Source organism: Alcaligenes nematophilus (assembly GCF_026344155.1).
Lineage (GTDB): Bacteria > Pseudomonadota > Gammaproteobacteria > Burkholderiales > Burkholderiaceae_B > Alcaligenes > Alcaligenes phenolicus.
Map to the genome: position 1 here is coordinate 154,319 of NZ_JAPKMZ010000007.1, position 24,938 is coordinate 179,256.

25 protein-coding genes are annotated in these 24,938 nt (G+C 56.7%); 19 read left to right on the forward strand and 6 right to left on the reverse strand.

Translation table 11 applies throughout. From position 1 onward, the window contains the following. Positions 1–171 precede the first annotated feature (171 nt). The 4 genes from aceE (at position 172) to OSH04_RS17850 (ending at position 5,147) form a co-directional block, all read left to right on the forward strand. On the forward strand, positions 172–2,847 hold the full coding sequence (aceE, locus tag OSH04_RS17835) for a pyruvate dehydrogenase (acetyl-transferring), homodimeric type (protein WP_266108979.1): 2,676 nt from the start codon (positions 172–174) through the stop codon (positions 2,845–2,847). 186 nt (positions 2,848–3,033) lie between these two features. Further along, the gene (locus OSH04_RS17840) at positions 3,034–3,978 is read left to right on the forward strand and encodes an alpha/beta fold hydrolase domain-containing protein (RefSeq protein WP_266108980.1); all 945 of its coding nucleotides are present in this window, start codon (positions 3,034–3,036) and stop codon (positions 3,976–3,978) included. A 64-nt stretch (positions 3,979–4,042) separates the two neighbouring features. Further along, positions 4,043–4,501, forward strand: coding sequence for a GNAT family N-acetyltransferase (locus tag OSH04_RS17845; RefSeq protein ID WP_266108982.1), 459 nt, complete (start codon positions 4,043–4,045; stop codon positions 4,499–4,501). A 25-nt stretch (positions 4,502–4,526) separates the two neighbouring features. Then, positions 4,527–5,147 (forward strand): GyrI-like domain-containing protein, encoded by a 621-nt coding sequence (locus OSH04_RS17850; RefSeq protein ID WP_266108983.1) that lies wholly within the window; start codon positions 4,527–4,529, stop codon positions 5,145–5,147. Positions 5,148–5,235: 88 nt separating this feature from the next. On the opposite strand, the gene htpX is transcribed toward OSH04_RS17850, so the two are convergent. Next, positions 5,236–6,117, reverse strand: coding sequence for a protease HtpX (gene htpX / locus OSH04_RS17855; protein WP_009457574.1), 882 nt, complete (start codon positions 6,115–6,117; stop codon positions 5,236–5,238). On the opposite strand from htpX, the gene OSH04_RS17860 reads away from it, so the two are divergent. From OSH04_RS17860 to OSH04_RS17915, 12 genes are all read left to right on the forward strand, one after another. Then, positions 6,116–6,274, forward strand: coding sequence for a hypothetical protein (locus tag OSH04_RS17860; RefSeq protein WP_155624324.1), 159 nt, complete (start codon positions 6,116–6,118; stop codon positions 6,272–6,274). The two genes, htpX and OSH04_RS17860, sit on opposite strands and share 2 nt — an antisense overlap. Positions 6,275–6,363: 89 nt before the next feature. Further along, a complete protein-coding gene (locus OSH04_RS17865) occupies positions 6,364–7,272 on the forward strand; it encodes a DMT family transporter (RefSeq protein WP_080655545.1) in 909 nt (302 codons plus the stop codon). Next, entirely contained in the window at positions 7,265–8,116 is an 852-nt protein-coding gene (locus OSH04_RS17870; protein WP_060185750.1) for a sulfurtransferase, read from the forward strand. Before OSH04_RS17865 ends, OSH04_RS17870 begins: the two co-directional genes overlap by 8 nt. 179 nt (positions 8,117–8,295) lie before the next feature. Beyond that, a complete protein-coding gene (locus tag OSH04_RS17875) occupies positions 8,296–8,562 on the forward strand; it encodes an exodeoxyribonuclease VII small subunit (protein WP_003802451.1) in 267 nt (88 codons plus the stop codon). Position 8,563: 1 nt separating this feature from the next. Next, positions 8,564–9,472, forward strand: a complete 909-nt coding sequence (locus OSH04_RS17880) for a polyprenyl synthetase family protein (protein ID WP_022983568.1) — start codon at positions 8,564–8,566, stop codon at positions 9,470–9,472. A 113-nt stretch (positions 9,473–9,585) separates the two neighbouring features. After that, positions 9,586–11,451: a 1-deoxy-D-xylulose-5-phosphate synthase gene (gene dxs, locus OSH04_RS17885; RefSeq protein ID WP_266108984.1), complete on the forward strand. Its 1,866-nt coding sequence runs from the start codon at positions 9,586–9,588 to the stop codon at positions 11,449–11,451. 149 nt (positions 11,452–11,600) lie between these two features. Then, positions 11,601–12,404 (forward strand): GTP cyclohydrolase FolE2, encoded by an 804-nt coding sequence (gene folE2, locus OSH04_RS17890; protein WP_022983570.1) that lies wholly within the window; start codon positions 11,601–11,603, stop codon positions 12,402–12,404. Positions 12,405–12,547: 143 nt separating this feature from the next. Further along, positions 12,548–12,946 (forward strand): 30S ribosomal protein S6, encoded by a 399-nt coding sequence (gene rpsF / locus OSH04_RS17895; RefSeq protein ID WP_026484337.1) that lies wholly within the window; start codon positions 12,548–12,550, stop codon positions 12,944–12,946. A 13-nt stretch (positions 12,947–12,959) separates the two neighbouring features. Next, positions 12,960–13,277, forward strand: coding sequence for a primosomal replication protein N (gene priB, locus OSH04_RS17900; RefSeq protein ID WP_009457572.1), 318 nt, complete (start codon positions 12,960–12,962; stop codon positions 13,275–13,277). Between the two features lie 89 nt (positions 13,278–13,366). After that, a complete protein-coding gene (gene rpsR, locus OSH04_RS17905) occupies positions 13,367–13,639 on the forward strand; it encodes a 30S ribosomal protein S18 (protein WP_003802444.1) in 273 nt (90 codons plus the stop codon). 18 nt (positions 13,640–13,657) lie between these two features. After that, the gene (rplI, locus tag OSH04_RS17910; RefSeq protein ID WP_009457571.1) at positions 13,658–14,113 is read left to right on the forward strand and encodes a 50S ribosomal protein L9; all 456 of its coding nucleotides are present in this window, start codon (positions 13,658–13,660) and stop codon (positions 14,111–14,113) included. A gap of 274 nt (positions 14,114–14,387) precedes the next feature. Continuing rightward, positions 14,388–15,758 carry a replicative DNA helicase gene (locus OSH04_RS17915; RefSeq protein WP_009457570.1) on the forward strand — a complete coding sequence of 457 codons (1,371 nt, stop codon included), beginning with the start codon at positions 14,388–14,390 and terminating at the stop codon, positions 15,756–15,758. 144 nt (positions 15,759–15,902) lie between these two features. On the opposite strand, the gene OSH04_RS17920 is transcribed toward OSH04_RS17915, so the two are convergent. From OSH04_RS17920 to OSH04_RS17940, 5 genes are all read right to left on the reverse strand, one after another. Further along, a complete protein-coding gene (locus OSH04_RS17920) occupies positions 15,903–16,874 on the reverse strand; it encodes a bile acid:sodium symporter family protein (protein WP_088450771.1) in 972 nt (323 codons plus the stop codon). After that, positions 16,871–17,863, reverse strand: coding sequence for a 4-hydroxythreonine-4-phosphate dehydrogenase PdxA (gene pdxA, locus OSH04_RS17925; protein ID WP_266108999.1), 993 nt, complete (start codon positions 17,861–17,863; stop codon positions 16,871–16,873). Before pdxA ends, OSH04_RS17920 begins: the two co-directional genes overlap by 4 nt. 116 nt (positions 17,864–17,979) lie before the next feature. After that, positions 17,980–19,704, reverse strand: a complete 1,725-nt coding sequence (locus OSH04_RS17930) for a PhoH family protein (protein ID WP_257113171.1) — start codon at positions 19,702–19,704, stop codon at positions 17,980–17,982. A 52-nt stretch (positions 19,705–19,756) separates the two neighbouring features. Beyond that, the gene (locus tag OSH04_RS17935) at positions 19,757–20,224 is read right to left on the reverse strand and encodes a peroxiredoxin (protein WP_088450767.1); all 468 of its coding nucleotides are present in this window, start codon (positions 20,222–20,224) and stop codon (positions 19,757–19,759) included. Beyond that, the gene (locus OSH04_RS17940; RefSeq protein ID WP_009457563.1) at positions 20,221–20,664 is read right to left on the reverse strand and encodes an Mth938-like domain-containing protein; all 444 of its coding nucleotides are present in this window, start codon (positions 20,662–20,664) and stop codon (positions 20,221–20,223) included. Before OSH04_RS17940 ends, OSH04_RS17935 begins: the two co-directional genes overlap by 4 nt. Before the next feature lie 167 nt (positions 20,665–20,831). On the opposite strand from OSH04_RS17940, the gene alaC reads away from it, so the two are divergent. The 3 genes from alaC to thrC are packed head-to-tail and all read left to right on the forward strand — an operon-like array spanning position 20,832 to position 24,723. Next, on the forward strand, positions 20,832–22,019 hold the full coding sequence (gene alaC / locus OSH04_RS17945; RefSeq protein ID WP_026484343.1) for an alanine transaminase: 1,188 nt from the start codon (positions 20,832–20,834) through the stop codon (positions 22,017–22,019). Beyond that, the gene (locus OSH04_RS17950) at positions 22,016–23,314 is read left to right on the forward strand and encodes a homoserine dehydrogenase (RefSeq protein WP_022983573.1); all 1,299 of its coding nucleotides are present in this window, start codon (positions 22,016–22,018) and stop codon (positions 23,312–23,314) included. The genes alaC and OSH04_RS17950 overlap by 4 nt, the downstream gene beginning before the upstream one ends. Then, a complete protein-coding gene (gene thrC / locus OSH04_RS17955; RefSeq protein ID WP_060185754.1) occupies positions 23,314–24,723 on the forward strand; it encodes a threonine synthase in 1,410 nt (469 codons plus the stop codon). The genes OSH04_RS17950 and thrC overlap by 1 nt, the downstream gene beginning before the upstream one ends. Positions 24,724–24,938 lie beyond the last annotated feature (215 nt).

The following is a 24,938-nucleotide window of genomic DNA, read 5'->3' on the forward strand; positions in this document are numbered from 1 at the left end:
TTCCCCCAGGAATTTATTTTTTAGTTGCAAATGCAATTATACGCGGATAAGATGCGCTCATAAAGTAGTTGCAATTGCAATCGTATGGGTGAGGGTTTGTCCTGCCCTGCGTCTTGTTCAGGCCGTGAGGACGTCGCGTGGCGGATCCGGCCTATCCACCTGGAGATTGTTATGAATCACGCTTTGCAGATCGCGGATGTGGACCCGCAAGAGACGACCGAGTGGCTGGATGCCCTGGAATCGGTCACAGCGGCAGTAGGACGCCCCCGTGCCCACTATCTGATTGATCAATTGCTGGATTTCGATGCGCGTCATCACGGTGACCTGTACACACGCGTGACCACCTCGTATGTGAATACCATTCCGGTGCATCAGCAAACCCCGTATCCCGGTGACAAGGAACTGGAGCGCAAGCTCAATGCCTATGTGCGCTGGAACGCCATGGTCATGGTGCTGCGTGCCGGTCGGCACTCCAATGTGGGCGGACACATTGCTACTTATCAGTCCGCGGCCGTTCTGTACGACGTGGGCTTTGACCATTTTTTTCGGGGCCGCACAGAAAGCTTTGATGGTGACCTGGTCTATATACAGGGTCACTCCGCCCCCGGTATTTATGGCCGTGCTTATGTGGAAGGGCGTCTGGATGATGAACAGATGGACAACTTCCGTCGTGAGGCGGGGCGTCGTGGCTTGTCGTCTTACCCGCATCCACGCCTGATGCCCGAGTTCTGGCAATTTCCCACGGTGTCCATGGGCCTGGGGCCTTTGATGGCTGCCTATCAGGCACGCTATATGCGCTATCTGGATTTCCGTGGTTTGAAGCCTATGGATGGTCGCAAGGTCTGGGCGTTCCTGGGGGATGGGGAAATGGATCAGGCCGAGTCCCTGTCCGCCATTGCCGTGGGTGGGCGTGAGAAGCTGGATAACCTGATCTTCGTGGTCAACTGCAATTTGCAACGTCTGGACGGCCCTGTGCGTGGCAATAGCAAAGTCATTCAGGAACTGGAAGCGAACTTCCGTGCGGCAGGCTGGAATGTCATCAAGGTAATTTGGGGCGCAGGCTGGGACGATTTGCTGACCAAAGATAAAACCGGCTTGCTGCGCAAACGCATGATGGAATGCGTGGACGGGGATTATCAGACCTTCAAGTCCCAAAGTGGCGCTTATGTACGTGAGCATTTCTTTGGCAAATATCCCGAGTTGCTGGAACTGGTAGCGGATTTGTCGGACGACGACATCTGGGCCCTGGCCCGTGGTGGTCACGATCCCGACAAGGTCTACGCCGCGTATGCCCAAGCCGCACGTAACAGCCATGGCGGGCCGACCGCAATTCTGGTGAAAACCGTGAAGGGTTTTGGTATGGGCGAGGCTGGTGAAGGCCAGAACATCAATCACCAGCTCAAGAAAATGAGCGCAGATGCCGTGCGTGCCTTCCGGGATCGTTTCCAGCTACCCGTTACGGATGAACAACTGGAAGAGCTGCCTTATCTGCGCCCCGAGCCAGGCAGCCCGGAAGCGGTTTACTTGCAGCAACGTCGTGCTGCTCTGGGCGGCTTTGTGCCATCGCGAAGAACCTCTGTTCCGGCCTTGACGGTGCCCACGCTGGACAGCTTTGCGGCCCAGTTGAAAGGCACAGGGGAGCGTGGTTTGTCCACGACCATGGCCTTTGTGCGTATTTTGAGCACCTTGTTGAAAGACCCGGTACTGGGCAAATTGATTGTGCCCATCGTGCCGGATGAGTCGCGCACCTTTGGTATGGAGGGTCTGTTCCGCCAGATTGGTATTCACTCGTACTTGGGGCAGTTGTACACGCCACAGGATGCTGGCCAGCTGAGCTATTACAAAGAAGCCAAGGACGGGCAGATCTTGCAGGAAGGCCTGAATGAGTCCGGGGCGATCTCCTCCTGGATTGCAGCAGGCACGGCCTACAGCAATCACGGTGTGCCCACGATTCCGCTCTTTATCTTCTACTCCATGTTCGGTTTTCAGCGAGTAGGGGACTTTATCTGGGCTGCGGCGGATGCACGGACACGAGGCTTCTTGTTTGGTGCAACGTCGGGTCGCACCACCTTGATGGGCGAAGGTTTGCAGCACGATGATGGTCATAGCCATGTGCTCTCCAGCGTGGTGCCTAGCTGCTGCTCTTACGACCCCACCTTCTCCTATGAGCTGGCCGTGATCATGCAGGATGGTATTCGTCGCATGTATCAGGATCAGGAGGACGTGTTCTATTACATTACCGTGCTCAATGAAAACTACCCGCATCCCGAGATGCCGGACGGGGTGGAGCAGGGCATTATCAAAGGGCTGTATCTCTTGCAGGCGGGACCGCAGCAAAAAGCCAAGGCCCCGCGTGTGCAGTTGATGGGCAGTGGCTCTATCTTGATGGAGGTGCTGGCTGCCGCACAATTGCTGCAAGAGGACATTGGTGTGGCCAGCGATGTGTGGAGTGCGCCCAGCCTGAACCAACTGCGTCGTGATGGCCTGGATACGGAGCGCTGGAACACCTTGCACCCGGAAAGCGAGCCGCGTATCCCTTATGTGCAGTCTTGCCTGGAAGGGCATGCAGGCCCGATTGTGGTTGCCACGGATTATATGAAGATTGTGGGCGAGCAGATCCGGCCCTTTTTGCCGGAGCGTCGTTTGCTGGTTTTGGGGACGGACGGCTTTGGGCGTTCCGACACACGGGCCTCGCTGCGCGAGTTCTTTGAAGTGGACCGGCACTTTATCGTGGTCTCGGCCTTGAAGGCCTTGGCCGACGAAGGTTCGGTGCCACGCTCGTTGGTTAGCGATGCTTTGCAGCGCTATCAAATCAATCCAGAAAAGACCAATCCCATGAAGCCTTGAGTCTTGCCAGTCCGGTCGTCTTTTTGGGCAAATGGCGACCGGCGGCGGGACACCAGCCAGCAAAGGGTGTGATGGCTTGATGTCTCCCCCGGTCAGGTCAGCTCTTTGCTGGCTGGTCCCTTTTCATGGCGGCGAGTCCGCCATTTTTCTCCATCAAATCTTCATCATTCTGTGCCACAGTGCGGCATGGATTATTCAATTTCTCTGGCCCGCCTGGCGGGCCTTGCTATCTCTGGGGGCGTGGGCAGCCAGGCTTATGCTCAAACGCAGCTACATGAATTGGCGCGTGCAGATGGCAGCATCATTCATTATTACGTCCAGCCTGCCATCGCCCCTCAAGAAGGTGTGCATGAGCTGCTTCTGGTTGTGCAAGGCTCGGATTGCAATAGCGTGGCGCACAAGAAAGTTGTTTGGGAAACCCTGGCCAAGGCTCGTCCACAAGCCCAGGTGCTGGCGGTGGAAAAATATGCGCTGACGGCCGCGCTGCCTGATAGCGACGATCCCGAGCGTAGCGACTGCCCGACAGACTATATTCAGCGCGACCAGCCCCAACAGCGTGTGGCTGATCTGGATGCGGTTTTAAAACAGCTGCAAAGTCAGACCCGCTATGACAAGCTTTTTGCCTTGGGTGGCAGCGAGGGAGCGGTGATTGTTCATTTGCTGGCGGCCCAGACTTCGCATCTGGATGCGGCCATCAGTTTTAATGGCGGCGGGCGCTGGTTCCAGGATGATGTGCTCTATAGCGCCTCAATCCAAGAGATGCCGGCTGCCGACAAGCAAACCATGCTTGATGGCTTGGGCGAATTTTTGAGGCAGGCCAGGGCCGGCCTGGATACTCGGATGAGCGGACATGGACGCGATTGGTGGCAGCAGATGCTGAATCTGGATCAGGCCGAGGTGCTGCGACGGGTTGCTATCCCCACTCTGGTGATTCAGTCCGGGCGCGATACCTCGGTCTCGCCGCAAGCCGCTGCCCAGATGGTGGCACAGGTGGATAACCCGCATGTGGTGTGGCGCAGCTATCCCGATCTGGATCACGTCATGACGCAGGCCGATGGCAGCTCGGCCATGCCCCAGGTCGTGGGCGACATTGCCCAGTGGTTGAGCCAACTCAACACTGACACCCCTTAAGTCTTTTGTATGGTCGATGACGTGATGATTTGCCGTCATTGCCCTTTTTATATTGGAGTAGTGAATGAGCAAGATAGTCTTGCGCGCTGCAGTGCCTGATGACGCCCGCGAATGCCTGCGTATCCGGGGACTGACTCGTGAAAATGCTTTTTCTGAAGAGGATCTGGCCGCCTTGGGAATTACCGCCGAAAGCTGGGCCGCAGGTATTGAGGATGGTAGTTGCCCCGGCTATGTGGCCCTGGTCGATGAGCAGATGGCTGGCTATTGCTTCGGTGATAGCGAGAGCGGCGAGATCATGGTGTTGGCGCTGTTGCCCGACTATGAAAGCCTGGGTCTGGGCCGTCGTTTGCTGACACAGATGATGCAGGACTTGCAGGGGCGTGGTTTTACGCGCCTGTTCCTGGCTTGTAATAGTGATCCTCAGGTGCGCTCCTATGGTTTCTATCGTCATTTAGGCTGGACCGAAAGCGGCCAGCGTGATGAGTTCGGTGACGATATTTTGGAATATCACTTTGCTGATTAGGTTTGGAGTTAGGTGAGACCTTTTTATGGCTTACGAAAACATGATCGATTTAAGCCAGGATATCCCAGCCCTGAAGATGTTGTATGCGCCTTTGCAGCACCATTTTCGGGTGCTGGATGTGCCCACTTTGCCGTTTGCCATTCTGGATGGCAAAGGTGCTCCCGAGCCTGTTGCGGTGGGGGCGGCTATCAAGACCTTGCAGCTTGCTATTGAGCCTATCCGTCGAGAGGCACGCCAACGCATGGGGCGTGACTTTATGGAAGCGCCGGTCGAAGTTCTGTACTGGGCTGCGGATCCGAAAGATGTGGAAGCAGGGCGGCGGGAAAACTGGCAGTGGCGTGTACAAGTGACCTTGCCTGTATGGACCGATAAGGCGGGTCTGGAAGGCGCGGTGGCCCAGATGCGTGCTCAGTTGGGGAACGCTCCAGCTCCCAGGTGGGAAGCCGTGACGGAGGGCAAGTGCGTGCAGGTGATGCATGTGGGCTCCCCAGCCGATCTGTCAGCTTTGTTGTCGCAGCTCTATACGAAGTTCCTGCCGCAGGAAGGGCTGGAGCCTTTGGGCGTGTATCACGAGATCTATCTGAGTGATTGGAGCAAAGCGTCGTCGAGTCGGAACAAGATGATTGTCCGGCAGCCCATACGCTAACTTTGCGCCAAGGCATAAAAAATGCCCCAAAAGCACACAGGCTTTTGGGGCATTTTATTTGGCTGTGCCGTTCAGGCCGCCTGGGATCTTAGACTGATTGAGCGCTTTGCAAAGCCTGAATACGTGCAGCGATAGGAGGGTGGGAGGCGAAGATCGCACTGATCGAACGACCACCCGAAATACCGGAGGCTTCAAAGTTCTTGGGCAGTTCGCCAGGAGCCATGCCGCCCAGACGGGCCAGCGCGTGAATCATGGGCTGACGCGAACCCAGCAACTGAGCGGAACCGGCATCAGCACGGTATTCACGCTGACGCGAGAACCAGGCCACGATGATGGAGGCCAGCACGCCAAAAATCAGCTCAAACACAAAGACCGAGGCGTAGTAACCCATGCCCACATCGCGATCATTGCGCAGTAGCACGCGGTCAACAAAGTAGCCGGCCAGACGGGCCAGAAAGATCACAAAGGTGTTCACCACGCCTTGGATCAGGGTCAGGGTGACCATGTCGCCATTGGCAATGTGGGCAACTTCGTGGCCGAGCACCGCCATGACTTCTTCTTCGGTCATGCCGCGCAGCAAGCCGGTGGACACGGCGACCAGAGCATCATTCTTGAAAGCGCCGGTGGCAAAGGCATTGGGCTCGCCTTCGTAAATGGCCACTTCGGGGCGGCCAATACCGGCACGGTCGGCCAGTTGGTGCACGGTATCGACCAGCCAGGCCTCTTCGGCATTGGCGGGGGCATTAGGGTCAATGACACGGGCGTTCACGCTTTGCTTGGCCATCCATTTGCTCATCAGCAAGGAGATAATGGCGCCGGTAAAACCGACCAAAGCCGAGAAAATCAGCAATTGAGTCAGGTCCAGACCTTGCGCGTTCAGGTAACGTCCCACACCCAAAATATTCATGGAGGCGCTGAGCACCAGCATGACGGCCAGGTTGGTGATTAAGAAAAGGACAATTCGTTTCATGAATGCGGATTCCGGTGTAACAGAAAAAATCGTGATCGTGAGAACACGATCTGCGCGAATTTTAGCCTTGATTCCAGGCGTGAAAATAAAATATTCAGCTTTTAGTCAGCTTCCGGGCAAGATAGTTTCTTGCGCCGAGGTTCTTGCTGTTGCGTAAGTGGTCTGGATATGGGGTTACCGGTCCACTTTTACAAGGTGGGGAGTATAGTAATGGCTTTCCCTTATTACTGAATCTGGTTTGATCACATGCAGTCATTATGGATGCTGGTAGCCTGCGCCATGTTTGCCATTATGGGGGCCTGTGTCAAAGTGTCCGCCGATGCCGGGGCGTCGATGGCGCAAATTGTTTTGTTCCGGGGTGTGCCCTCGGTTCTTCTTCTGGTGTTCTGGGCTAAAAGCCGTGGTTTGAGGCTGGCTCCTCAAAGCTGGAAACTGCATGTCCGGCGTAATGTCTCCGGGGTCAGTTCCATGTGGCTGGGCTTTCTGGCTCTGGCTAATCTGCCCTTGTCCACCGCGGTCAGCCTGAACTACACCGCTCCCTTGTTTATTGCGTTCTGGATGCTTGCCTGGGGTGGCACCCAGCGTGACCCAGTGCGTCTGATTGCCGTGTTGCTGGGCTTTATGGGCGTGATCGGTGTCCTGCGCCCCAGCATTACGCCAGACCAATGGTGGGCCGCCATGCTGGGCCTGTGTGCCGGCGCCTTGAGCGCGGTGGCCATGATGCAGGTACGTGCCCTGGGGCGCTCTGGCGAGCCGGAATGGCGCACCGTGCTGCTGTTCTCCTGTTTTGTCGTCTGTTCCAGCCTGGTTGGACTTTTGTGGGAAGGCTGGCGCGAGCTGAGCTGGCGCGCGTGGCTGGCCTTGCTGGGCGTGGGCCTGTCCGGCTTGTTCGGGCAATTGACCATGACGCGTGCTTTTGGCTTGGGCTCGGCCTTGTTGACCGCAGCCTTGCAATACACCACCATTATTTTCGCCGCCCTGATTGGCATTGCTTTCTGGGGTGATGTGCCTGACTGGTTAGCTTGGGCAGGTATGGCATTGATTATTGGGTCTGGTCTGTTGTCGGCCTGGCGTACCTACAGCGAGGATCGTATCTTGCGAGGTCAGGCCGCGACAGCGGAGCAGGCTCCCGTCAAGGAGGCAGAACGTGTTTGAATTTCTGATTAGCGCAGAGCAGGTCCAGGCCAATCTGAATAATTCGGAGTGGCTGATTCTGGATGTACGCCATGATTTGGCCGACCATCAGGCAGGACGACGCGCTTACGAACAGGGGCATATTCCGGGTGCCGTGTTTCTGGATCACGAGCTGGATCTGGCTGCACCCAAGACGGGTCTGAATGGCCGTCATCCTTTGCCCAGCCGTCAGGAGCTGGCGCAGCTTTTGCAGAAAAACGGCTTGCGTGATGGTATGCAGGTCGTGGTCTACGACGCCCAAGGTTCTTTATTCGCCAGCCATATGTGGTGGATGCTGCGCTGGTTGGGGCATCCTCAAGTCGCCATTCTGGATGGGGGCTGGCAGGCCTGGCAGCAGTTGGGCGGAGCCGAAGAAAGCGGCCCGGCCAAGCCTGTACCAGCAGCTGCTAAATTGAGTGTGCCTGAGCAGGCTGCCATGCCTACTGTGCAGACCGAGCAGGTACTGAAAAACCTGTCCAAACCTATCTTTACCGTATTGGACGCACGTGCTGCCGAGCGATATCGCGGTGACGTGGAACCGATGGACCCGGTCGCAGGTCATATCCCCGATGCGCTTAATCGGTCGCATCTGAATAATCTGGGTGAACAGGGGCGTTTCAAACCGGCCGATCAGCTGCGCCAGGAGTTTCAGGACTTGCTGGGAGCGATTTCGGCAGAGATGGTTGTGCACCAGTGTGGTTCCGGTATTACAGCTTGTCACAATCTTTTTGCCATGGAGTTGGCCGGTCTGTCTGGCTCCAGCATTTATCCCGGCTCCTGGAGTGAATGGGTGAGTGACGCCAGCCGACCTGTTGCGCGCAGCTAGTTCAATGCCCTGAGTTTCTGGTGCTGAGAAAGCCGCTCCGGAGCGGCTTTTTTGCTGTGGAGCGGTCCCAAAGTAGAAAGTACTCCTTGGGAAGGGCAGCAAGCCGCCGCCTCCCGTACAATGCCACTTCCAATTGGGTCTCAGCCAGTCCTGACGGCCCTCATTGATCAGGAATAGTTATGGTTAAATCTCGCGATGATAATCAAAGCGCCCAGGCGCCAGCCCAGCAGGATTTCGAGTCCGCTCTGGCACAACTGGAAGCGCTGGTCGCTCGCATGGAAAGCGGGGCATTGCCGCTGGAGCAGGCTTTGCAAGCTTACGAGCAGGGCGTGGAGTTAGCCCAATTGTGTCAGCGCAAGCTGGACCTTGCACAAGAACAAGTCAGCGTATTGCAAGGCAATCTGCTGCGCCCCTTGTCCGGGGATGAAGCTGTTGGAGATAGTTAAGATGAGTTCTACCAGTTTTTCTGATTGGCTGCAGGCGCGGGTTGAGCAGACTGAGACCGTACTGGAACAATTGCTGCCCCCTGTCAGCCAGGAACCTGCTCGTTTGCACGAAGCCATGCGCTACTCCGTGCTGGGTGGTGGCAAGCGCGTGCGCGCTGCCTTGGTGTATGCCGCCGGTGAGGCTGCCTTGCAAGGCAAGCCCATGGCCGCTGCCCAATTGAAAGCATTGGAGTTGGCAGCGGCGGCGGTGGAATTGATCCACGCCTACTCGCTGGTTCACGACGACTTGCCGTGCATGGATGACGACAAATTGCGGCGTGGTCGCCCAACCACCCATGTTCAGTTTGATGAAGCGTGCGCCATGCTGGCTGGCGATGCTTTGCAGCCCTTGGCCTTTGAGTTGTTGGCACAAATGCCGATTGCCCCTGCGCTGATTGTGCAAGCCATTACCCAGTTGGCGCAGGCCGCCGGCAGTGCCGGTATGGCCGGTGGTCAGGCTATTGATTGCGCCAGCGTGGGCATTGCCCTGGACCGTGATCAGTTGCAAGAGATGCACAGCATGAAAACTGGCGCCATGTTGCAAGCCAGCGTTTTGCTGGGTGGTATTGTGGCGGGTGCTTCCTCTACCGTGCGTAATGGTTTGGAGGAGTACGCCCAGGCAGTCGGTCTGGCCTTCCAGGTCGTGGACGATATTCTGGATGTGACGGCTGACACCGCCACGCTGGGCAAGACGGCTGGCAAAGATGCCGCCGATAACAAGCCCACCTATGTCTCCATCCTGGGTATGGACGGATCGCGCGAGTTGCTCGGTGCTCTGAATGAGCAGGCCCAGTTGGCCTTGCGTCCTTTGGGACCTGCTGCGGCACGTCTGACGCAACTGGCTGATTACATCGTGGGTCGCAATCATTAAGCGACGCGGGCCTGTGCTACTTTGGCACAGGCCGCGAAGCGTTTTACAATAGCCGATTGGCGATTGTTTTTAGACAGTCGTTTCACTTATTTGCCCGGATAGACGTCTTTAGTATGACAACCGTTTCCCTAGAGCAGATCCAGTCTCCCGCCGACTTGCGCCAGCTTGATCAACGTGATCTTCCCGAGCTGGCACGACAACTGCGCGAGTTTGTTCTGCAATCCGTATCCAAAACCGGTGGGCATTTGTCGTCCAATCTGGGCACGGTTGAATTGACCACCGCCTTGCACTATGTGTTCGAGACTCCCCACGACCGTATCGTGTGGGACGTGGGCCACCAGTCCTATCCGCACAAGATTCTGACTGGCCGCCGCGATCAGATGGGTAGCTTGCGTCAGCAAGATGGCATTTCCGGTTTTCCCAAGCGTTCCGAGTCCGAGTATGACGACTTTGGTACGGCACATTCCTCAACCTCGATTTCCGCAGTGCTGGGTATGGCCGTGGCCTCGCGCAATGCCGGGATCGAGCGTCAGCACATTGCCGTGATCGGTGATGGCGCGATGACGGCCGGTATGGCGTTTGAAGCCCTGAACAATGCCGGTGTGACGCCCGATGTAAATGTGCTGGTGGTGTTGAACGACAACGACATGTCAATCTCCCCGCCTGTAGGGGCCCTGAATCATTATCTGGCTCGCCTGATGTCGGGCCGGTTCTACGCCGCTGCCAAGAATGTAGGCCGTACTGTCTTGCAGCATGTCCCGCCTGTGCTGGAGCTGGCGCGCAAGTTTGAAGGCCACGCCAAGGGGATTCTGTCTCCGGCCACGTTGTTTGAAGAGCTGGGTTTTAACTACGTAGGCCCGATTGATGGCCACGATCTGGATGCGCTGGTCTCTACCTTGAGCAATCTGCGTGATCTGGGTGGTTTGCAGTTCCTGCATGTGGTGACCCGTAAAGGGCAGGGCTACAAGCTGGCTGAAGCCGATCCGGTGCTCTACCACGGTCCAGGCAAATTCGATCCTTCTGTGGGTTTGGTGACGCCTACGACCAAGCCGCGCCCTACCTTTACACAGATTTTCGGTCAGTGGCTGTGCGATATGGCCAGGCAGGACCAACGTCTGTACGGTATTACTCCCGCCATGCGTGAAGGTAGTGGCATGGTGGAGTTCGAGCAACAATTCCCCCGTCGTTATTTCGATGTGGGCATTGCCGAGCAGCACGCCGTGACCTTTGCCGGTGGTTTGGCCTGTGAGGGGCAAAAGCCAGTGGTGGCGATTTACTCTACCTTCCTGCAGCGCGGCTACGATCAACTGATTCATGATGTAGCCCTGCAGAATCTGGATGTCACTTTTGCGCTGGATCGCGCCGGTATTGTGGGCGCAGACGGGGCAACGCATGCCGGTAATTACGACATCGCCTTTCTGCGCTGCATTCCGAACATGGTGGTGGCCACGCCGTCGGACGAAAACGAAACCCGCTTGCTGCTGACCTGTTGTTATCAGCACCCAGGGCCCAGCTCGGTGCGCTATCCGCGCGGAGCGGGTATCGGTGCTGAAGTGGATCAGGAGCTCCATACCGTGCCGCTGGGCAAGGCCAATCTGCGCCGTCAGGGCAAGAGCCTGGCCATTCTGGCTTTTGGTCCCGTGTTGCACGAGGCGCTGAAAGCAGCCGAGGTTCTGGACGCTACCGTGGTAGACATGCGTTTTGTAAAACCTATGGACGATGCCTTGCTGCAAGAGCTGGCACAAAGCCATCAGGCATTTGTGACCGTGGAAGAGGGCTGTTTGATGGGTGGCGCAGGCAGCGCGGTGCTGGAGTTTGTCAGCCGTGAAGCGCTGGTAATGCCGGTATTGCAACTGGGCTACCCCGACGAGTTCATCGATCACGGCGATCAGAAGAAAATTGCTCAGGATCTGGGCCTGGATGCCGTAGGCATCGAGCGCTCCATTCGTGAACGTTTCTCAAGTTTGCTTGAGGCATGAGGCAATTTCTGCACAGTTTAGGGTTTAAATACCCCAATATGCGCGTTCTTATTAAGGTTATCGAACCTCGCTTGCGATAAGCGTAAGATAATAATTCATTATTGTTTTTATTTACGGTTGCGGCTCTGTCGTAGCTGAACCTGATGGATATGAATACAGTGTCGGAATCGCCTTTGGCCATGCCAGATGTGCAAAGCAGCACGGATACACGCCGTGTTGCGATTCAGCGCGTGGGTGTGCGCGGGGTGCGGCATCCGATGATGCTGGACCTGCAAGGGCAGGCCGTGCCCACCGTGGCGCAATGGGAGTTGACGGTGGCCTTGCCGCCCGAAGAAAAAGGCACCCATATGTCGCGCTTTGTGGCTTTGCTGGAAGAGTACCGCCGTCAAGCCATGACGCCCGCTGGTTTTGTGCAGATGGCCCAGGCCATGTTGCCTTTGCTCAATGCCGGGCGTGGCGACATGACAGCCACCTTCCCCGTTTTCCTGGAAAAAGTGGCGCCCGTATCCGGTGTGGCCAGCCTGATGGATTACACCGTCAGCTGGACAGCACGTGTCGGTGTGGATGCCCAGCCTGAATTTGAGTTGTCCGTGCTGGTTCCGGTTACCAGCCTGTGCCCGTGCTCCAAGGCAATTTCAGAGTACGGTGCGCATAATCAGCGCTCGCACGTTACCGTGCAGGCCGTGTTTGCGGATCCGGCTACGCTGGACTTGCCTACGCTGATCAAATCGGTTGAAGAGCAGGCGTCCTGCCAGCTGTGGGGCTTGCTCAAGCGCACTGACGAAAAGTACGTTACCGAATACGCGTACGACAATCCCAAATTCGTCGAAGATCTGGTGCGTGATGTAGCCGTCAGCGTGCGCAGCTTGCCCGGAGTGTTGCGTTATAGCATCGAAGCCGAGAATTTTGAGTCGATTCATAATCACTCTGCCTACGCAAGCGTGCAGGGCTAAGGCTTTTGGCTTGTCAGCCAGCCTTTCTTGGTGCTAGTATCTATGGTTTCTTGCTCGACCCGGATTGAATGGGCGGGCTGTCGCGCTTGGTGCCTGACTGGTTTTACAGCGGGTAGTAGGCGATATCCACAAGGAGTTGTTCCATGCGTCACTACGAAGTAGTGTTCATTGTGCATCCCGATCAAAGCGAGCAAGTGCCCGCCATGATCGAGCGCTATTCGGCGATTGTTACTTCCGAAGGCGGTGCTATTCATCGTCTGGAAGACTGGGGCCGCCGTCAACTGGCTTACCCAATCCAGAAACTGGTCAAGGCTCACTACGTGTGCCTGAACATCGAATGCGGTCAGTCCACCCTGGACGAGCTGGAGCATTCCTTCCGCTACAACGACGCTATCTTGCGTTACCTCGTCGCTGGCACGAAGAAAGCCCCTGAAGGCGCTTCGGTCATGATGAAGTCCGTCGAACGCGAAGAAGCACGTAAAGCAAGTACTGAAGCCAGCGCTCCTGCAGCTGCTGAAGCCGAAGCTCAAGCTGAAGAGTAATAGCTCCGACTACGTGAACCAGTTCTCTCTTGCCGGTCAGCTTGTCGACATCAAGCCCTTGCGTTATACGCCGGCTGGTGTCCCAGCTCTGGAATTGGTCCTGGAACACGAATCTTCCGTAATGGAAGCCGGTCACTCCCGGCAAATCGCTTTGACGATGCAGGTAGTGGCTTTGGGAAATAATGCACTGGGTCTGGCAGACACTCCTTTGGGAGCCCGTTTGCAGCTACAAGGTTTTATTGCCCCAGCCCGTAAAGGTTCGACGCGTCTGGTGCTGCATGTACAGCAATATCAGCGTCACTTTCCGGGACAAGGCTCTGTTACGGTTTGACTGGTTTGGCTCGATCGTCGCGAAGTGTTCAACACCTCGCTTCACACTGAATTCTTCCGGGTATAGCCCGGTTACTAACGAGGCACAAAATGGCTTTCCGTAGAGGCAAAGACAAAAAACGCAAATTTGCACAACAGAACCCACTGTTCAAGCGCCGCAAATTCTGCCGCTTCACCGTCGCTGGCGTTGAAGAAATTGATTACAAAGATCTGGACACCCTGCGTGATTTCATCCAGGAAAATGGCAAGATCATCCCTGCACGTTTGACGGGCACCAAAGCTCACTACCAGCGTCAGCTGGACACCGCTGTCAAGCGCGCTCGTTTCCTGGCTCTGTTGCCGTACACCGACAACCACAAATAATCCAGAGGAACCTTAGTCATGCAAGTTATTTTGCTCGAAAAAGTCGCCAACCTGGGTAATCTGGGTGACGTTGTGCGCGTACGTGATGGTTACGCCCGTAATTTCCTGCTGCCACGCAAAGTTGCTCGCCGTGCTACGGCTGCCGCTCTGCAAGAGTTCGAAGCACGCCGTGCCGAACTGGAAAAGCTGCAAGCTGAAAAGCTGGCCGCTGCTCAGGCTCAGAACGAAAAGTTGAACGGCCAAGCTTTCACCCTGGTTCAAAAAGCCGGCGTGGACGGTCGTTTGTTTGGTTCCGTGACCACCATGGACATCGCCAATGCATTGCAAAATGCCGGCTTTGCCGACCTGGTCAAGACTCAGGTTCGTCTGCCAGACGGTCACCTGAAAGCCATTGGCGAGTACCCCGTTCAGGTTGTTCTGCACCCTGACGTGATCGCTGAAATCAACGTTGTGGTTCAAGGCGACGTAGCCTAAGCCTAGCGCGTTGACGCATGGTACATTCTTTCATGGAGTGTATCTGCCAAGCTCAAAAAAGCCGGTGCAAGCCGGCTTTTTTGTTTTCTCTTCATTCTGTTTGAAGAGAGCCAGCACGCCTGCGGCGTGACTGTATTGCCGCATTCGGTCCTGTCGGCCCAGCACGCTGTTGAGCCTGACTGTTCTGACCCCAGATACACATACTGTTCAAGCCCGCACAACACATTCTGTTGCCTGCGGCGTCGATTTTTTTCCTTGATTTGAAGGTATATGCATGGAAAGCAAGTCAGCCAAATCCGATTCAACGCTGGATTACCTCAGGGTCCCGCCTCATTCCATTGAGGCGGAGCAGTCGGTGCTCGGTGGCTTGTTGCTCGATAATGCCGCGTTTGACCGGGTGGCCGATATTGTCACCGACGAGGATTTTTATCGTTTTGATCACAAGCTGATCTGGCAACACATTACCCGCTTGATTGGTCTGGCCCGTCCTGCTGACGTCGTCACGGTCTTTGAGTCCTTGTCGGTTGCAGGCAAGCAGGAAGAGGTGGGTGGGCTGGCCTATTTGAATGCTCTGGCTCACAACACGCCATCGGCGGCCAATATTCGTCGCTACGCCGAGATCGTTCGCGAACGTTCCACGCTGCGCAAGCTGGTCACCGTTGCTGATGATATTTCCTCGGCCGCCTTCAATCCGCAGGGCAAGGAGGCCCGGCAGATTCTGGACGAGGCGGAAACCCGTGTGTTTCAGATTGCCCAGGAAGGGGCGCGTGGTTCGCAGGGCTTTCTGGAAATCCAGCCCCTGCTAAGCCAGGTGGTGGAACGTATTGACGAGCTGTATCACCGCGAAGGCGACTCGGAAGTAACCGGGGTGCCAACTGGCTTTATTGACCTGGACAAGATGACGTCAGGCTTGCAGCCAGGCGACCTGGTGATTGTGGCGGGTCGTCCTTCCATGGGTAAAACTTCGTTCTCCATGAATATTGGCGAGCACGTTGCGATTGCCCAGGGTTTGCCCGTTGCCGTGTTCTCCATGGAAATGGGCGCGGTACAGTTGGCCATGCGTATGGTCGGTTCGGTCGGTTTGCTGGACCAGCACCGTATGCGTACCGGCAAGCTGACAGCCGACGATTGGCCACGTCTGACACATGCCGTGCAGCAGGTGCAGGAGGCCCAGATTTACATTGATGAAACGCCCGGCCTGTCGTCCATGGAAGTGCGTGCACGGGCTCGACGTCTGGCACGACAGTGTGGCCAACTGGGCTTGATCATCATCGACTACTTGCAGCTGATGTCCTCAAGCGGTGGCGAGAACCGGGCAACGGAAATTTCTGAAATCAGTCGTTCCTTGAAAGGTCTGGCCAAAGAATTGAACTGTCCCTTGATTGCTTTGTCGCAGTTGAACCGAAGCCTGGAGCAACGGCCCAACAAGCGCCCAGTGATGAGTGACTTGCGCGAATCCGGCGCTATTGAGCAGGATGCTGACTTGATCTTGTTTATTTACCGTGACGAGGTCTACAACCCGGACTCGCCCGATAAAGGCACGGCTGAAATTATTATTGGTAAACAGCGTAACGGTCCGATTGGTTCGGTTCGCTTGACCTTCGCCGGAGCTAGCACGCGCTTTCTGGATTACATGCCCAATTAAAAAGCACAGTGGCTGCTTCAGTGCGCGGGCTTGTGAGGCCGTTTGCCAGATGTCAGGACAAAAAAGAGGCATACCTTGGTATGCCTCTTTTTTATTCATCGTTCAGCGTGTATGGGTAGTCAGGCGAGGAGGTTCGTCGTTCTCTTAGTTTTCACTCCGAGCCGCCAGTCTTTTCGCCAGCCATGCACATACCAGTAGCTGCCACTGGTGAAACAACATGATCGGCAAGATGATAGGCCCGACCATGGCACTGGGGAAAATGACATTGGCAATCGGGATGCCGCTGCTCAGGCTTTTATTGGAACCACACATTAGCAGGCTGACACGGTCCTCAAAGGAAAAGCCCAGCCAGCGCCCCAGGTTCCAGGCCAGCACTTGCGCCAAGGTCAGCAGAACGGCGTTGGACAGCACAATCAGTCCCAAGGCACTCAATGGGGTGGAGGACCACAGGCCGCCCACCACCGCGCCTGAAAAAGCCGTATACACCACTAGCAGAATCGATCCCTGATCCACGACTTTCAGCAGTTGCTGGCGCTTCATGACCCAGGCTCCGATCAGGGGACGCAGCATATGCCCGAAGACAAAGGGGAAAAATAGCTGCAGCATGATCTTTCCCACCGCCTCCAGCGACACGGTGGCCTGGGCGCTGGTGGCACCTGCCAGCATGATGCCGACCAGCAAGGGAGTGATGAACACCCCCAGCAAGGTGGAGGCCGAGGCGCTGCAAATCGACACCGGCACATTCCCTCTAGCCATTGCGGTCAGCGCCACCGCAGATTGCACGGTGCTGGGCAGGCAAGCCAGAAACAGAATTCCCAGGTACAGATTGTCGGTTAGCCAGGGACGCAGCACAGCCGCCACGCCACTGCCCAGAATAGGGAAGAGCACAAAGGTGACGGACAGAATCAACAGGTGCAAACGCCAGTGGGACAAGCCGCCCCAGATAGCCTCACGAGACAGGCGGGCACCATGCAGAAAGAACAGCAGGGCAATCGCGATCTGCGTGATGTGTTGGAACAGAGGCACGCCCCAACCTTGGGCGGGCAGCAGGCTGGCAAGAGCAACAGTGGCAAACAGCTTCAGCAAAAACGGGTCAATCGGTAAGCGCTTGATCATGCTTGATGCGCGCTCATGGAAAGAGCCATACGGTAGGCATAGCCCAGGGAGGAGGCGTCGGCCTTACCCTGTCCGGCAATGTCGTACGCGGTGCCGTGGTCGACACTGGTGCGAATAAAGGGCAGACCTACCGTCACGTTCACGCCTTCGTCCAGACCCAGCAGCTTGATGGGAATCAGCCCCTGGTCATGGTACTGGGCCACCACAATATCGAACTCTCCCTGACGAGCTCGCATGAAAATCGTATCGCCAGGCCAGGGGCCGCTGGCCTGGATGCCTTCGGCGCAGGCTTGTTCAATGGCCGGTGTGATCTGCTCAATATCCTCAGAGCCGAATTTGCCACCCTCACCGGCATGGGGGTTCAAGCCTGCCACAGCCACCCGGGGCTTGGCGATCCCGGCCTGGGTGCAGGCCAACTGTGCCAGCCGGATGGTTTGCAAGACGCGTTCTTTAGTAATCAGGGAAGGGACACGGGCCAGCGGTTCATGAATGGTGACCAGAATGGAGCGCAAGTGTTCGTTAGCCAGCATCATGGCGTAGTGCTCGGTGTGGCTGCGCTCGGCCAGAATCTCGGTATGGCCGGGGGCATCGATACCGCCTTTTTGCATGGCCAGCTTGTTCAGTGGAGCAGTGACGATGGCACGGATCAGACCGGCTTGGGCATCATCAATTGCATGGCACAGGTATTCGTAGGCACCGCGTCCGGCCTGGGCGTGAACTTCACCATAGGGCAGATCTTCGGGTAGAGCTTGCCAGCGATTCAGGACGGCAATCGCCCCTTTGGGCGTGCAAACAGGCTGCTCCACTTCCTCGACGTGCCAGTCCTGGTCGGCGCCAATCAGTGCCAGGGCACGGCGCAGCGCGCCCGCATCGCCATACACCACGGCGGGGTGGGGCAAGCCTTCAACAATCAGGCGGGCAATAATTTCCGGGCCTATGCCAGCGGCATCGCCCATGGTAAGCCCGATGGGCTGTGCGGTACGTTTCATAACAGTCATTAAAAATCCCCCACGCTGCGTCTTTGCTGTGCTTGTTGGCCTTGATGCAGCCTGGCGGTAAAAAAAAACCGGGTCCAGGACCCGGTTTGAGTGAGTAGCGATTCGGTTTAGAGTGCGTCGCTGGCGTAATCGGCCAGACGGGAGCGCTCACCACGTTGCAAGGTAATGTGGCCTGCATGCGGCCAGCCTTTGAATCGATCTACTACGTAGGTCAGCCCCGAACTGCCCTCGGTCAGGTAGGGCGTGTCGATCTGGGCAATATTGCCCAAGCAGACAATTTTAGTTCCTGGACCGGCGCGCGTCACCAGTGTTTTCATCTGCTTGGGCGTCAGGTTCTGCGCCTCGTCGATGATCAGGAACTTGTTCATGAAGGTACGACCGCGCATGAAGCTCAGGGATTTGACCTTGATCTTGGAGCGCACCAGTTCCATGGTGGAGTTGCGCGGAGCCTCGGTGCCTTGTGGGTTGTTCAGGTTGCTGGAGGACTTGCCGGTGCCCAGGTGCAGGACTTCCAGGTTGTCTTCCAGCGCACCCATCCAGGGCTGCATTTTCTCTTCCTCGGTACCGGGCAGGAAGCCAATGTCATCTCCGACAGGCACGGTGGCACGGGTGATGATGATCTCGTTGTAGCGCTTGGTCTCCAGGGTTTGGGTCAACGCACTGGCCAGGGCCAGCAGCGTTTTACCGGTACCGGCATGGCCCAGCAGGGAGACGAAATCAAAATCCGGGTTCATCAACAGGTTCAGGGCAAAGTTCTGTTCGCGGTTGCGAGCCGTAATGCCCCAGACGTTGTTCTTGCCGTGACTGTAGTCGCGCAAGGTGGCCAGTACGGCGGTATTGCCAGCGGTTTCGCGTACCTGGGCATACAAGGGATCGTCGCCTTCGGTAAATACGAACTGGTTGACCATGAACTGGCTGCACAGCGGCCCGCTGATACGGTAGAAGGTGGTGCCACCCTGTTGCCAGGACTCCATGTTCTTGCCGTGCTTGGTCCAGAAATTGTCCGGCAAGGGCATGACCCCGTCGTACAGCAAGTCGGAGTCATCCAGTACGTGGTCGTGGCGGTAGTCTTCGGCCAGCAGGCCCAGAGCCTTGGCCTTCAGGCGCATATTGATGTCTTTGGATACCAGCACCACTTCGCGTTTGGGCATGCTCTGGGTCAGGGCATTGACCACGGCCAAAATGGCGTTGTCCGCCTTGCCCAGCGGCAGCTGGATAGGCAGGGTGGTATCCAGAGCGCTGGTCTGGAAGGTGACGGCGCCACGCGCTTCGGTATTGCCGATGCCATCCAGATTTATGGGTTTGTCCAGACCATGATCGCCCACCAGACCTTCCAGGGAGCGGCTGACCTGACGCGCATTGCGGGCGACTTCGGACAGGCCCTTTTTCTGGTGATCCAGTTCTTCCAGCACCATCATGGGCAGGAAGATGTCGTGCTCTTCAAACTTGAACAGCGAATTGGAGTCGTGCAGCAAGACGTTGGTATCCAGCACAAACAATTTGCGCTGGGTGGGGGCCAGACGGGTGCGTTTGCTGGCTGCGCCGGCGACAGGCTTGGGAGCCTGGGCAGGGCTGGCGGCAGCGCTTTTGCTGGGAGCTGCTTTGGCCACACTGGCGGGCGCAGGCGCTGCTGCGGGGGCCGCGGGCGCCGTTTTGACGGGCGCAGGCTTTTTGGAGCGTGGCGTAGCAGCCGCTTTACTGGTGGCGGCTTTGGGGCTGGCGGGGGGAGTGTCGGGTTCGTCTAGTGGTACGGGTGGATCGGCAAGGATGACACTGTCATCTTTTTCGCTAAGCAGGGTTCCCAGCTTGGTGGGCAACGTTGGTAGCGGCATATAACACGTACTCCTGGTTGTGTGCCGACCTGCAAGTCGGCACGGTAAGGTTTCAGGCGGCTTGCTGAACAGCCTGTAATACAGCTTGGACGTGGCCGGGCACTTTGATGCCACGCCATTCTTGAATCAACACACCTTGGGCGTCGATCAAAAAGGTGCTGCGCTCGATGCCACGTACCTGTTTACCGTACATGTTTTTCATTTTCATGACCCCAAACAGTTCGCACAAGCGCTCTTCGGTGTCGGCAAGCAAAGGGAAAGTCAGGGCTTGCTTGTCGATAAAACGTTCGTGCGAACTGAGCGAGTCGCGCGAAACGCCAATGATTTGCGCGCCTGCAGCCTGAAATTCGGTCAGGGCATCGCGGAAATTCTGGGACTCGGTGGTGCAGCCCGGCGTGTTGTCTTTGGGGTAAAAGTACAACACTGTCATTTTTCCTTTCAGGTCAGCGGCGCTGAACTCGCCCTGGGTGGAGGGCACGGAAAAGTCGGGGATGGGGGCACCAATTTGTAGGGCTGTCATGCTTTTTCCTGTATGAGTAAGGCGGCGACAACTTTGCGGCCTTCGGACATGAGGATATTGTAGGTTCTGGCGGCGGCCTGGGTATCCATGATTTCCACACCTATGCCCCACTGCAGCATTTCCTGCGTGACAGCCGGGTGCAGAAAGTGTTGGCGCTGGCCAGTCCCAATCAAAATCAATTCGGGGGCGTTGTCAGGGCGCGCCGGCGGGGCGTCGTCCAGAAAGGCCATGGGGTCTTGCTTGACCGATTCCAGTCCGGCAATCCGGCGCAGCAACGGGGCTGTCAGCTCGGTTGCGCTTTGAATGGCCAGGTCCTGCACAGGACCTTCAGGGCTAAAGAAGATGGAATGATCGTGGTTTTGAAAGTTGATTGCCACATAGTCCTCACCGTAAGCGGTGATGGCATTCATGGCTGGATTGTGTTCGCGTTGCAGTTGCACGATGAGTCTCTCCCGTTACAGGGTCGATGATAGCGCAAAGAGTCAGGGACGATGCGGCACCTGATCTGTTTGCAGTGATTCTCAGTAAGTCAATCATGGATTAAACTCTTTGATTTACTTCGCACCTTTTGGTTTGGGTCTTCGCTGTTTTCTTCTCAAGGAATGTCATGATTCGCTTTCCGCGCATCGAGCGTTTGCCGCCTTACGTGTTCAACATTACAGGCGAGCTGAAAATGGCCGCCCGCCGTCGTGGCGAGGACATTATCGACATGTCCATGGGGAACCCGGACGGCGCGACACCGGCGCACATCGTGGAAAAGCTGGTCGAGGCGGCCACCCGCCCGGACACTCATGGTTATTCTGTCTCCAAAGGCATTCCGCGTCTGCGCCGAGCCGTGACCAATTGGTACGAGCGCCGCTACAATGTGCACTTGGATCCTGATAGTGAAGCGATCGTTACCATCGGTTCCAAAGAAGGTCTGGCCCACTTGATGCTGGCAACCCTGGATAAGGGCGACACCGTTCTGGTGCCCAACCCCAGCTACCCGATTCATATATATGGTGCCGTCATTGCCGGCGCGAATATCCGTTCGGTGCCCATGGTCCCCGGCGTGGACTTTTTCGAGGAAATCGAAAAAGCCGTGCGGGAGTCCATTCCCAAGCCCAAAATGATGATTCTGGGTTTTCCCAGCAATCCGACGGCCCAGTGTGTGGAACTGTCCTTTTTTGAGCGTATTGTGGCGCTGGCACGCGAGCACAATATTCTGGTGGTACACGATCTGGCCTATGCCGACATTACCTTTGACGGCTACGTGGCCCCCTCCATCATGCAGGTGGAAGGTGCGCGCGATGTCGCAGTCGAGTTTTTTACCATGAGCAAAAGCTACAATATGGCCGGCTGGCGTATTGGCTTCATGGTGGGGAACGAGTCCTTGGTCAATGCCCTGGCACGTATCAAGAGCTATCACGACTACGGTACCTTCACACCGATTCAGGTGGCCGCTATTGCGGCGCTGGAAGGACCACAAGATTGTGTCAGCGAGGTGGTGGAGCAGTACCGCCGCCGTCGCGATGTATTGGCCAAGGGCCTGCATGAAGCAGGCTGGATGGTCGATGTCCCCAAGGCATCAATGTATATCTGGGCCAAGATTCCCGAGTTCTACAAGGACATCGGTTCGCTGGAGTTTGCCAAGCGCTTACTGAGCGATGCCAAAGTAGCCGTATCCCCCGGCATCGGCTTTGGTGAGTATGGCGACAACTATGTGCGCTTTGCGCTGATCGAAAACGAGCAACGTACCCGTCAGGCGGTACGCGGCATCAAAGAAATGTTCCGTAAGGACGGATTTGTTCAATGAGTCCTATCAAAGTAGGTTTGCTGGGTTTGGGTGTGGTTGGCAGCGGCACCTGGAACGTATTGAAACGCAATGCAGATGAAATCGCTCGCCGCGCCGGTCGCCGTATTGAGGTGGTCGCTATTGCTGTGCGTGACCTGGAAAAGGCACGCGCGCTGGTGGGGGACGAGGTGACCCTGACCACAGACGGCATGGATGTGGTGCGCAACCCCGAGATCGATATTGTGGTCGAGCTGGTGGGTGGCGACACCCTGGCACGCGAGTGGGTCATGGAAGCCATTGCCCAGGGCAAGCACGTGGTCACCGCCAACAAGGCGCTGCTGGCCAAGCATGGCAACAAGATTTTTGCCGCTGCTCACGAGCGTAGCGTCATGGTGGCCTTCGAAGCCGCTGTGGCCGGTGGTATTCCTATCATCAAGGCAATTCGCGAAGGCCTGACGGCCAACCGTATTCAGTGGCTGGCCGGCATTATCAACGGCACCACCAACTACATCCTGTCCGAAATGCGCAACCGTGGTGTCAGCTTTGCTGAAGCCCTGGCCGATGCCCAGCGTCTGGGTTACGCCGAAGCCGATCCTACTTTCGACATTGAAGGTGTGGACGCTGCGCACAAGCTGAGCCTGCTGGCCTCCCTGGCCTTTGGTATCCCCGTGCAATTTAGCAAGGCTCACGTGGAAGGCATTACCAGCCTGGCACTGGAAGACCTGCAACACGCACAACGCCTGGGCTACAACATCAAGCTGCTGGGTATTACCCGCGCCCGTGAAGAAGGTATCGAACTGCGCGTACACCCCACACTGGTTCCACTGCAAAGCATGCTGGCCAATGTCCAAGGTGCCATGAACGCGGTGCTGGTGCATGGCGATGCCGTGGGCCAAACCGTTTACTACGGTGCCGGTGCCGGCGCCTTGCCAACCGCGTCGGCGGTGGTGGCCGACCTGGTGGATGTGACCCGTCTGCAAACGGCAGAACCGGAACATCGCGTGCCTTACCTGGCCTTCCAGCACAACGCCATGTCCGATACGCCCATCCTGCCTATGGATGAAGTGGTGTCCTCGTACTACCTGCGTTTGCGTGTGGATGACCGTCCTGGCGTGCTGGCTGATGTGGCTCGCATTCTGGCGCAAGCCTCGATCTCGATCGGTTCCATGTTCCAAGAACCTGCTGGCGAACAGGCTGACATCATCTTCCTGACGCATGAAGCACGTGAAGGTGCCATTAATGGCGCGATCAGCCAGATTCAGAATCTGCCTTTTGTTCAGTCTGCCGTGACCCGTCTGCGCGTGGAGAACCTGTAATGAATTACATCTCTACTCGTGGCGGCATGAAGGCCCAGCCATTTTCGGACATTTTGCTGGAAGGCCTGGCTCCGGATGGCGGTTTGGCCATGCCAGAAAGCTACCCTCAAGTCAGTGCAGAAACGCTGGAGTCCTGGCGCGCCCTGAGCTACCCCGAACTGGCCGCCAAAGTGCTGGGCCTGTTTGTCACCGATATTCCGGCTGATGAACTGTCCGCCTTGACGGCACGTGCTTACGCCCCTGGCGTGTTCGACAGCGAGCAGGTGGTACCGGTCAAGGAACTGGAACCCGGTTTCTCCTTGCTGGGCTTGTCCCAAGGCCCAACCCTGGCTTTTAAAGACATGGCCATGCAGTTCCTGGGCCAGGTTTTCGAATACGTGCTGACACAGCGCAACAGCACTTTGAACATTGTGGGTGCCACGTCTGGCGACACGGGTTCGGCGGCTGAATACGCCTTGCGCGGCAAGCGTGGCGTCAGCGTGTTCATGCTCTCGCCTTACGGTCGCATGAGTGCTTTCCAACGCGCTCAGATGTATTCCTTGCAAGACGAAAACATCCACAACCTGTCGGTGAAAGGTGTGTTCGATGATTGCCAGGACATCGTCAAGGCCTTGGCGGGTGATCTGGAGTTCAAGTCCAAATGGCATTTGGGCGCCGTGAACTCCATTAACTGGGCCCGCATTTCGGCTCAGGTGGTGTACTACTTCTGGGGCTGGCTGCGAAGCACCAGCCAGGCGGGTCAGAAAGTCTCTTTTGCCGTTCCTTCGGGTAACTTCGGCAATATTCTGTCGGGCCACATTGCTCGTCAGATGGGGCTGCCTATCGCCAAGCTGGTTCTGGCCACCAACGAAAACAACGTGCTGGAAGAGTTCTTCCGCACCGGTATTTATCGTCCCCGTGGTTCCGAGCAAACTTACGCCACGTCCAGCCCATCCATGGACATTTCCCGTGCCTCCAACTTCGAGCGCTTTGTGTTTGATTTGCTGGGCCGTGATGGCAGCAAGGTCAAGGCATTGTGGGAGCAGTTGGCCAAAGAAGGCCAATTCGACCTGAGCGAGCATCTGCCACGCTTCCAGGAAGAGTTCGGCTTTGTGGCTGGTGCCAGCTCGCACCAGGATCGTCTGAACACCATTGCTCAGGTGAACAAGCAGTACCAGACTCTGATCGACCCGCACACGGCAGACGCCGTCAAGGTGGCTCAGAACTTCCGCGAAGAAGGCATCCCCATGCTGGTGCTGGAAACCGCGCTGCCTGCCAAGTTCTCCGAGACAATCGAAGAAGCGATTGGTCAGCCCGCTCCGGTGCCTGCGCACCTGACCGGTCTGGCAGACTTGCCACAGAAGGTGGTGGTGATGGATTCGGATGTAGCTCAAGTACGTCGCTACATCGAGGAACACGCCCCAACCTGATGCCCGCTACCTGCGCTAGCTCCGGGTTGGCGCAGCCATAGCGGCCAGGTAGTAGTTTCAAACCCCGATTTTGATATTCCTGCTGGCCTGACTGATGTTCAGTTTGCTATGCAGGAAAGCAGAAATCGGGGTTTTTGCGTTTTTGGCCGGTTTTGCCGCCAACTGAACTTTTTCTATCAGGCCTTCATCAAAAACACACGATATGCGGGCATGAT

Excerpts from the sequence above, each read along its gene's own strand:
- aceE (WP_266108979.1), top strand. The coding sequence starts at position 172 with ATGAATCACGCTTTGCAGATCGCGGATGTGGACCCGCAAGAGACGACC.
- OSH04_RS17840 (WP_266108980.1), top strand. The coding sequence starts at position 3,034 with ATGGATTATTCAATTTCTCTGGCCCGCCTGGCGGGCCTTGCTATCTCT.
- OSH04_RS17845 (WP_266108982.1), top strand. The coding sequence starts at position 4,043 with ATGAGCAAGATAGTCTTGCGCGCTGCAGTGCCTGATGACGCCCGCGAA.
- OSH04_RS17850 (WP_266108983.1), top strand. The coding sequence starts at position 4,527 with ATGGCTTACGAAAACATGATCGATTTAAGCCAGGATATCCCAGCCCTG.
- OSH04_RS17860 (WP_155624324.1), top strand. The coding sequence starts at position 6,116 with ATGAATGCGGATTCCGGTGTAACAGAAAAAATCGTGATCGTGAGAACA.
- htpX (WP_009457574.1), bottom strand. The coding sequence starts at position 6,117 with ATGAAACGAATTGTCCTTTTCTTAATCACCAACCTGGCCGTCATGCTG.
- OSH04_RS17865 (WP_080655545.1), top strand. The coding sequence starts at position 6,364 with ATGCAGTCATTATGGATGCTGGTAGCCTGCGCCATGTTTGCCATTATG.
- OSH04_RS17875 (WP_003802451.1), top strand. The coding sequence starts at position 8,296 with ATGGTTAAATCTCGCGATGATAATCAAAGCGCCCAGGCGCCAGCCCAG.
- OSH04_RS17880 (WP_022983568.1), top strand. The coding sequence starts at position 8,564 with ATGAGTTCTACCAGTTTTTCTGATTGGCTGCAGGCGCGGGTTGAGCAG.
- dxs (WP_266108984.1), top strand. The coding sequence starts at position 9,586 with ATGACAACCGTTTCCCTAGAGCAGATCCAGTCTCCCGCCGACTTGCGC.
- folE2 (WP_022983570.1), top strand. The coding sequence starts at position 11,601 with ATGAATACAGTGTCGGAATCGCCTTTGGCCATGCCAGATGTGCAAAGC.
- rpsF (WP_026484337.1), top strand. The coding sequence starts at position 12,548 with ATGCGTCACTACGAAGTAGTGTTCATTGTGCATCCCGATCAAAGCGAG.
- rpsR (WP_003802444.1), top strand. The coding sequence starts at position 13,367 with ATGGCTTTCCGTAGAGGCAAAGACAAAAAACGCAAATTTGCACAACAG.
- rplI (WP_009457571.1), top strand. The coding sequence starts at position 13,658 with ATGCAAGTTATTTTGCTCGAAAAAGTCGCCAACCTGGGTAATCTGGGT.
- OSH04_RS17915 (WP_009457570.1), top strand. The coding sequence starts at position 14,388 with ATGGAAAGCAAGTCAGCCAAATCCGATTCAACGCTGGATTACCTCAGG.
- OSH04_RS17920 (WP_088450771.1), bottom strand. The coding sequence starts at position 16,874 with ATGATCAAGCGCTTACCGATTGACCCGTTTTTGCTGAAGCTGTTTGCC.
- pdxA (WP_266108999.1), bottom strand. The coding sequence starts at position 17,863 with ATGAAACGTACCGCACAGCCCATCGGGCTTACCATGGGCGATGCCGCT.
- OSH04_RS17930 (WP_257113171.1), bottom strand. The coding sequence starts at position 19,704 with ATGCCGCTACCAACGTTGCCCACCAAGCTGGGAACCCTGCTTAGCGAA.
- OSH04_RS17935 (WP_088450767.1), bottom strand. The coding sequence starts at position 20,224 with ATGACAGCCCTACAAATTGGTGCCCCCATCCCCGACTTTTCCGTGCCC.
- alaC (WP_026484343.1), top strand. The coding sequence starts at position 20,832 with ATGATTCGCTTTCCGCGCATCGAGCGTTTGCCGCCTTACGTGTTCAAC.
- OSH04_RS17950 (WP_022983573.1), top strand. The coding sequence starts at position 22,016 with ATGAGTCCTATCAAAGTAGGTTTGCTGGGTTTGGGTGTGGTTGGCAGC.
- thrC (WP_060185754.1), top strand. The coding sequence starts at position 23,314 with ATGAATTACATCTCTACTCGTGGCGGCATGAAGGCCCAGCCATTTTCG.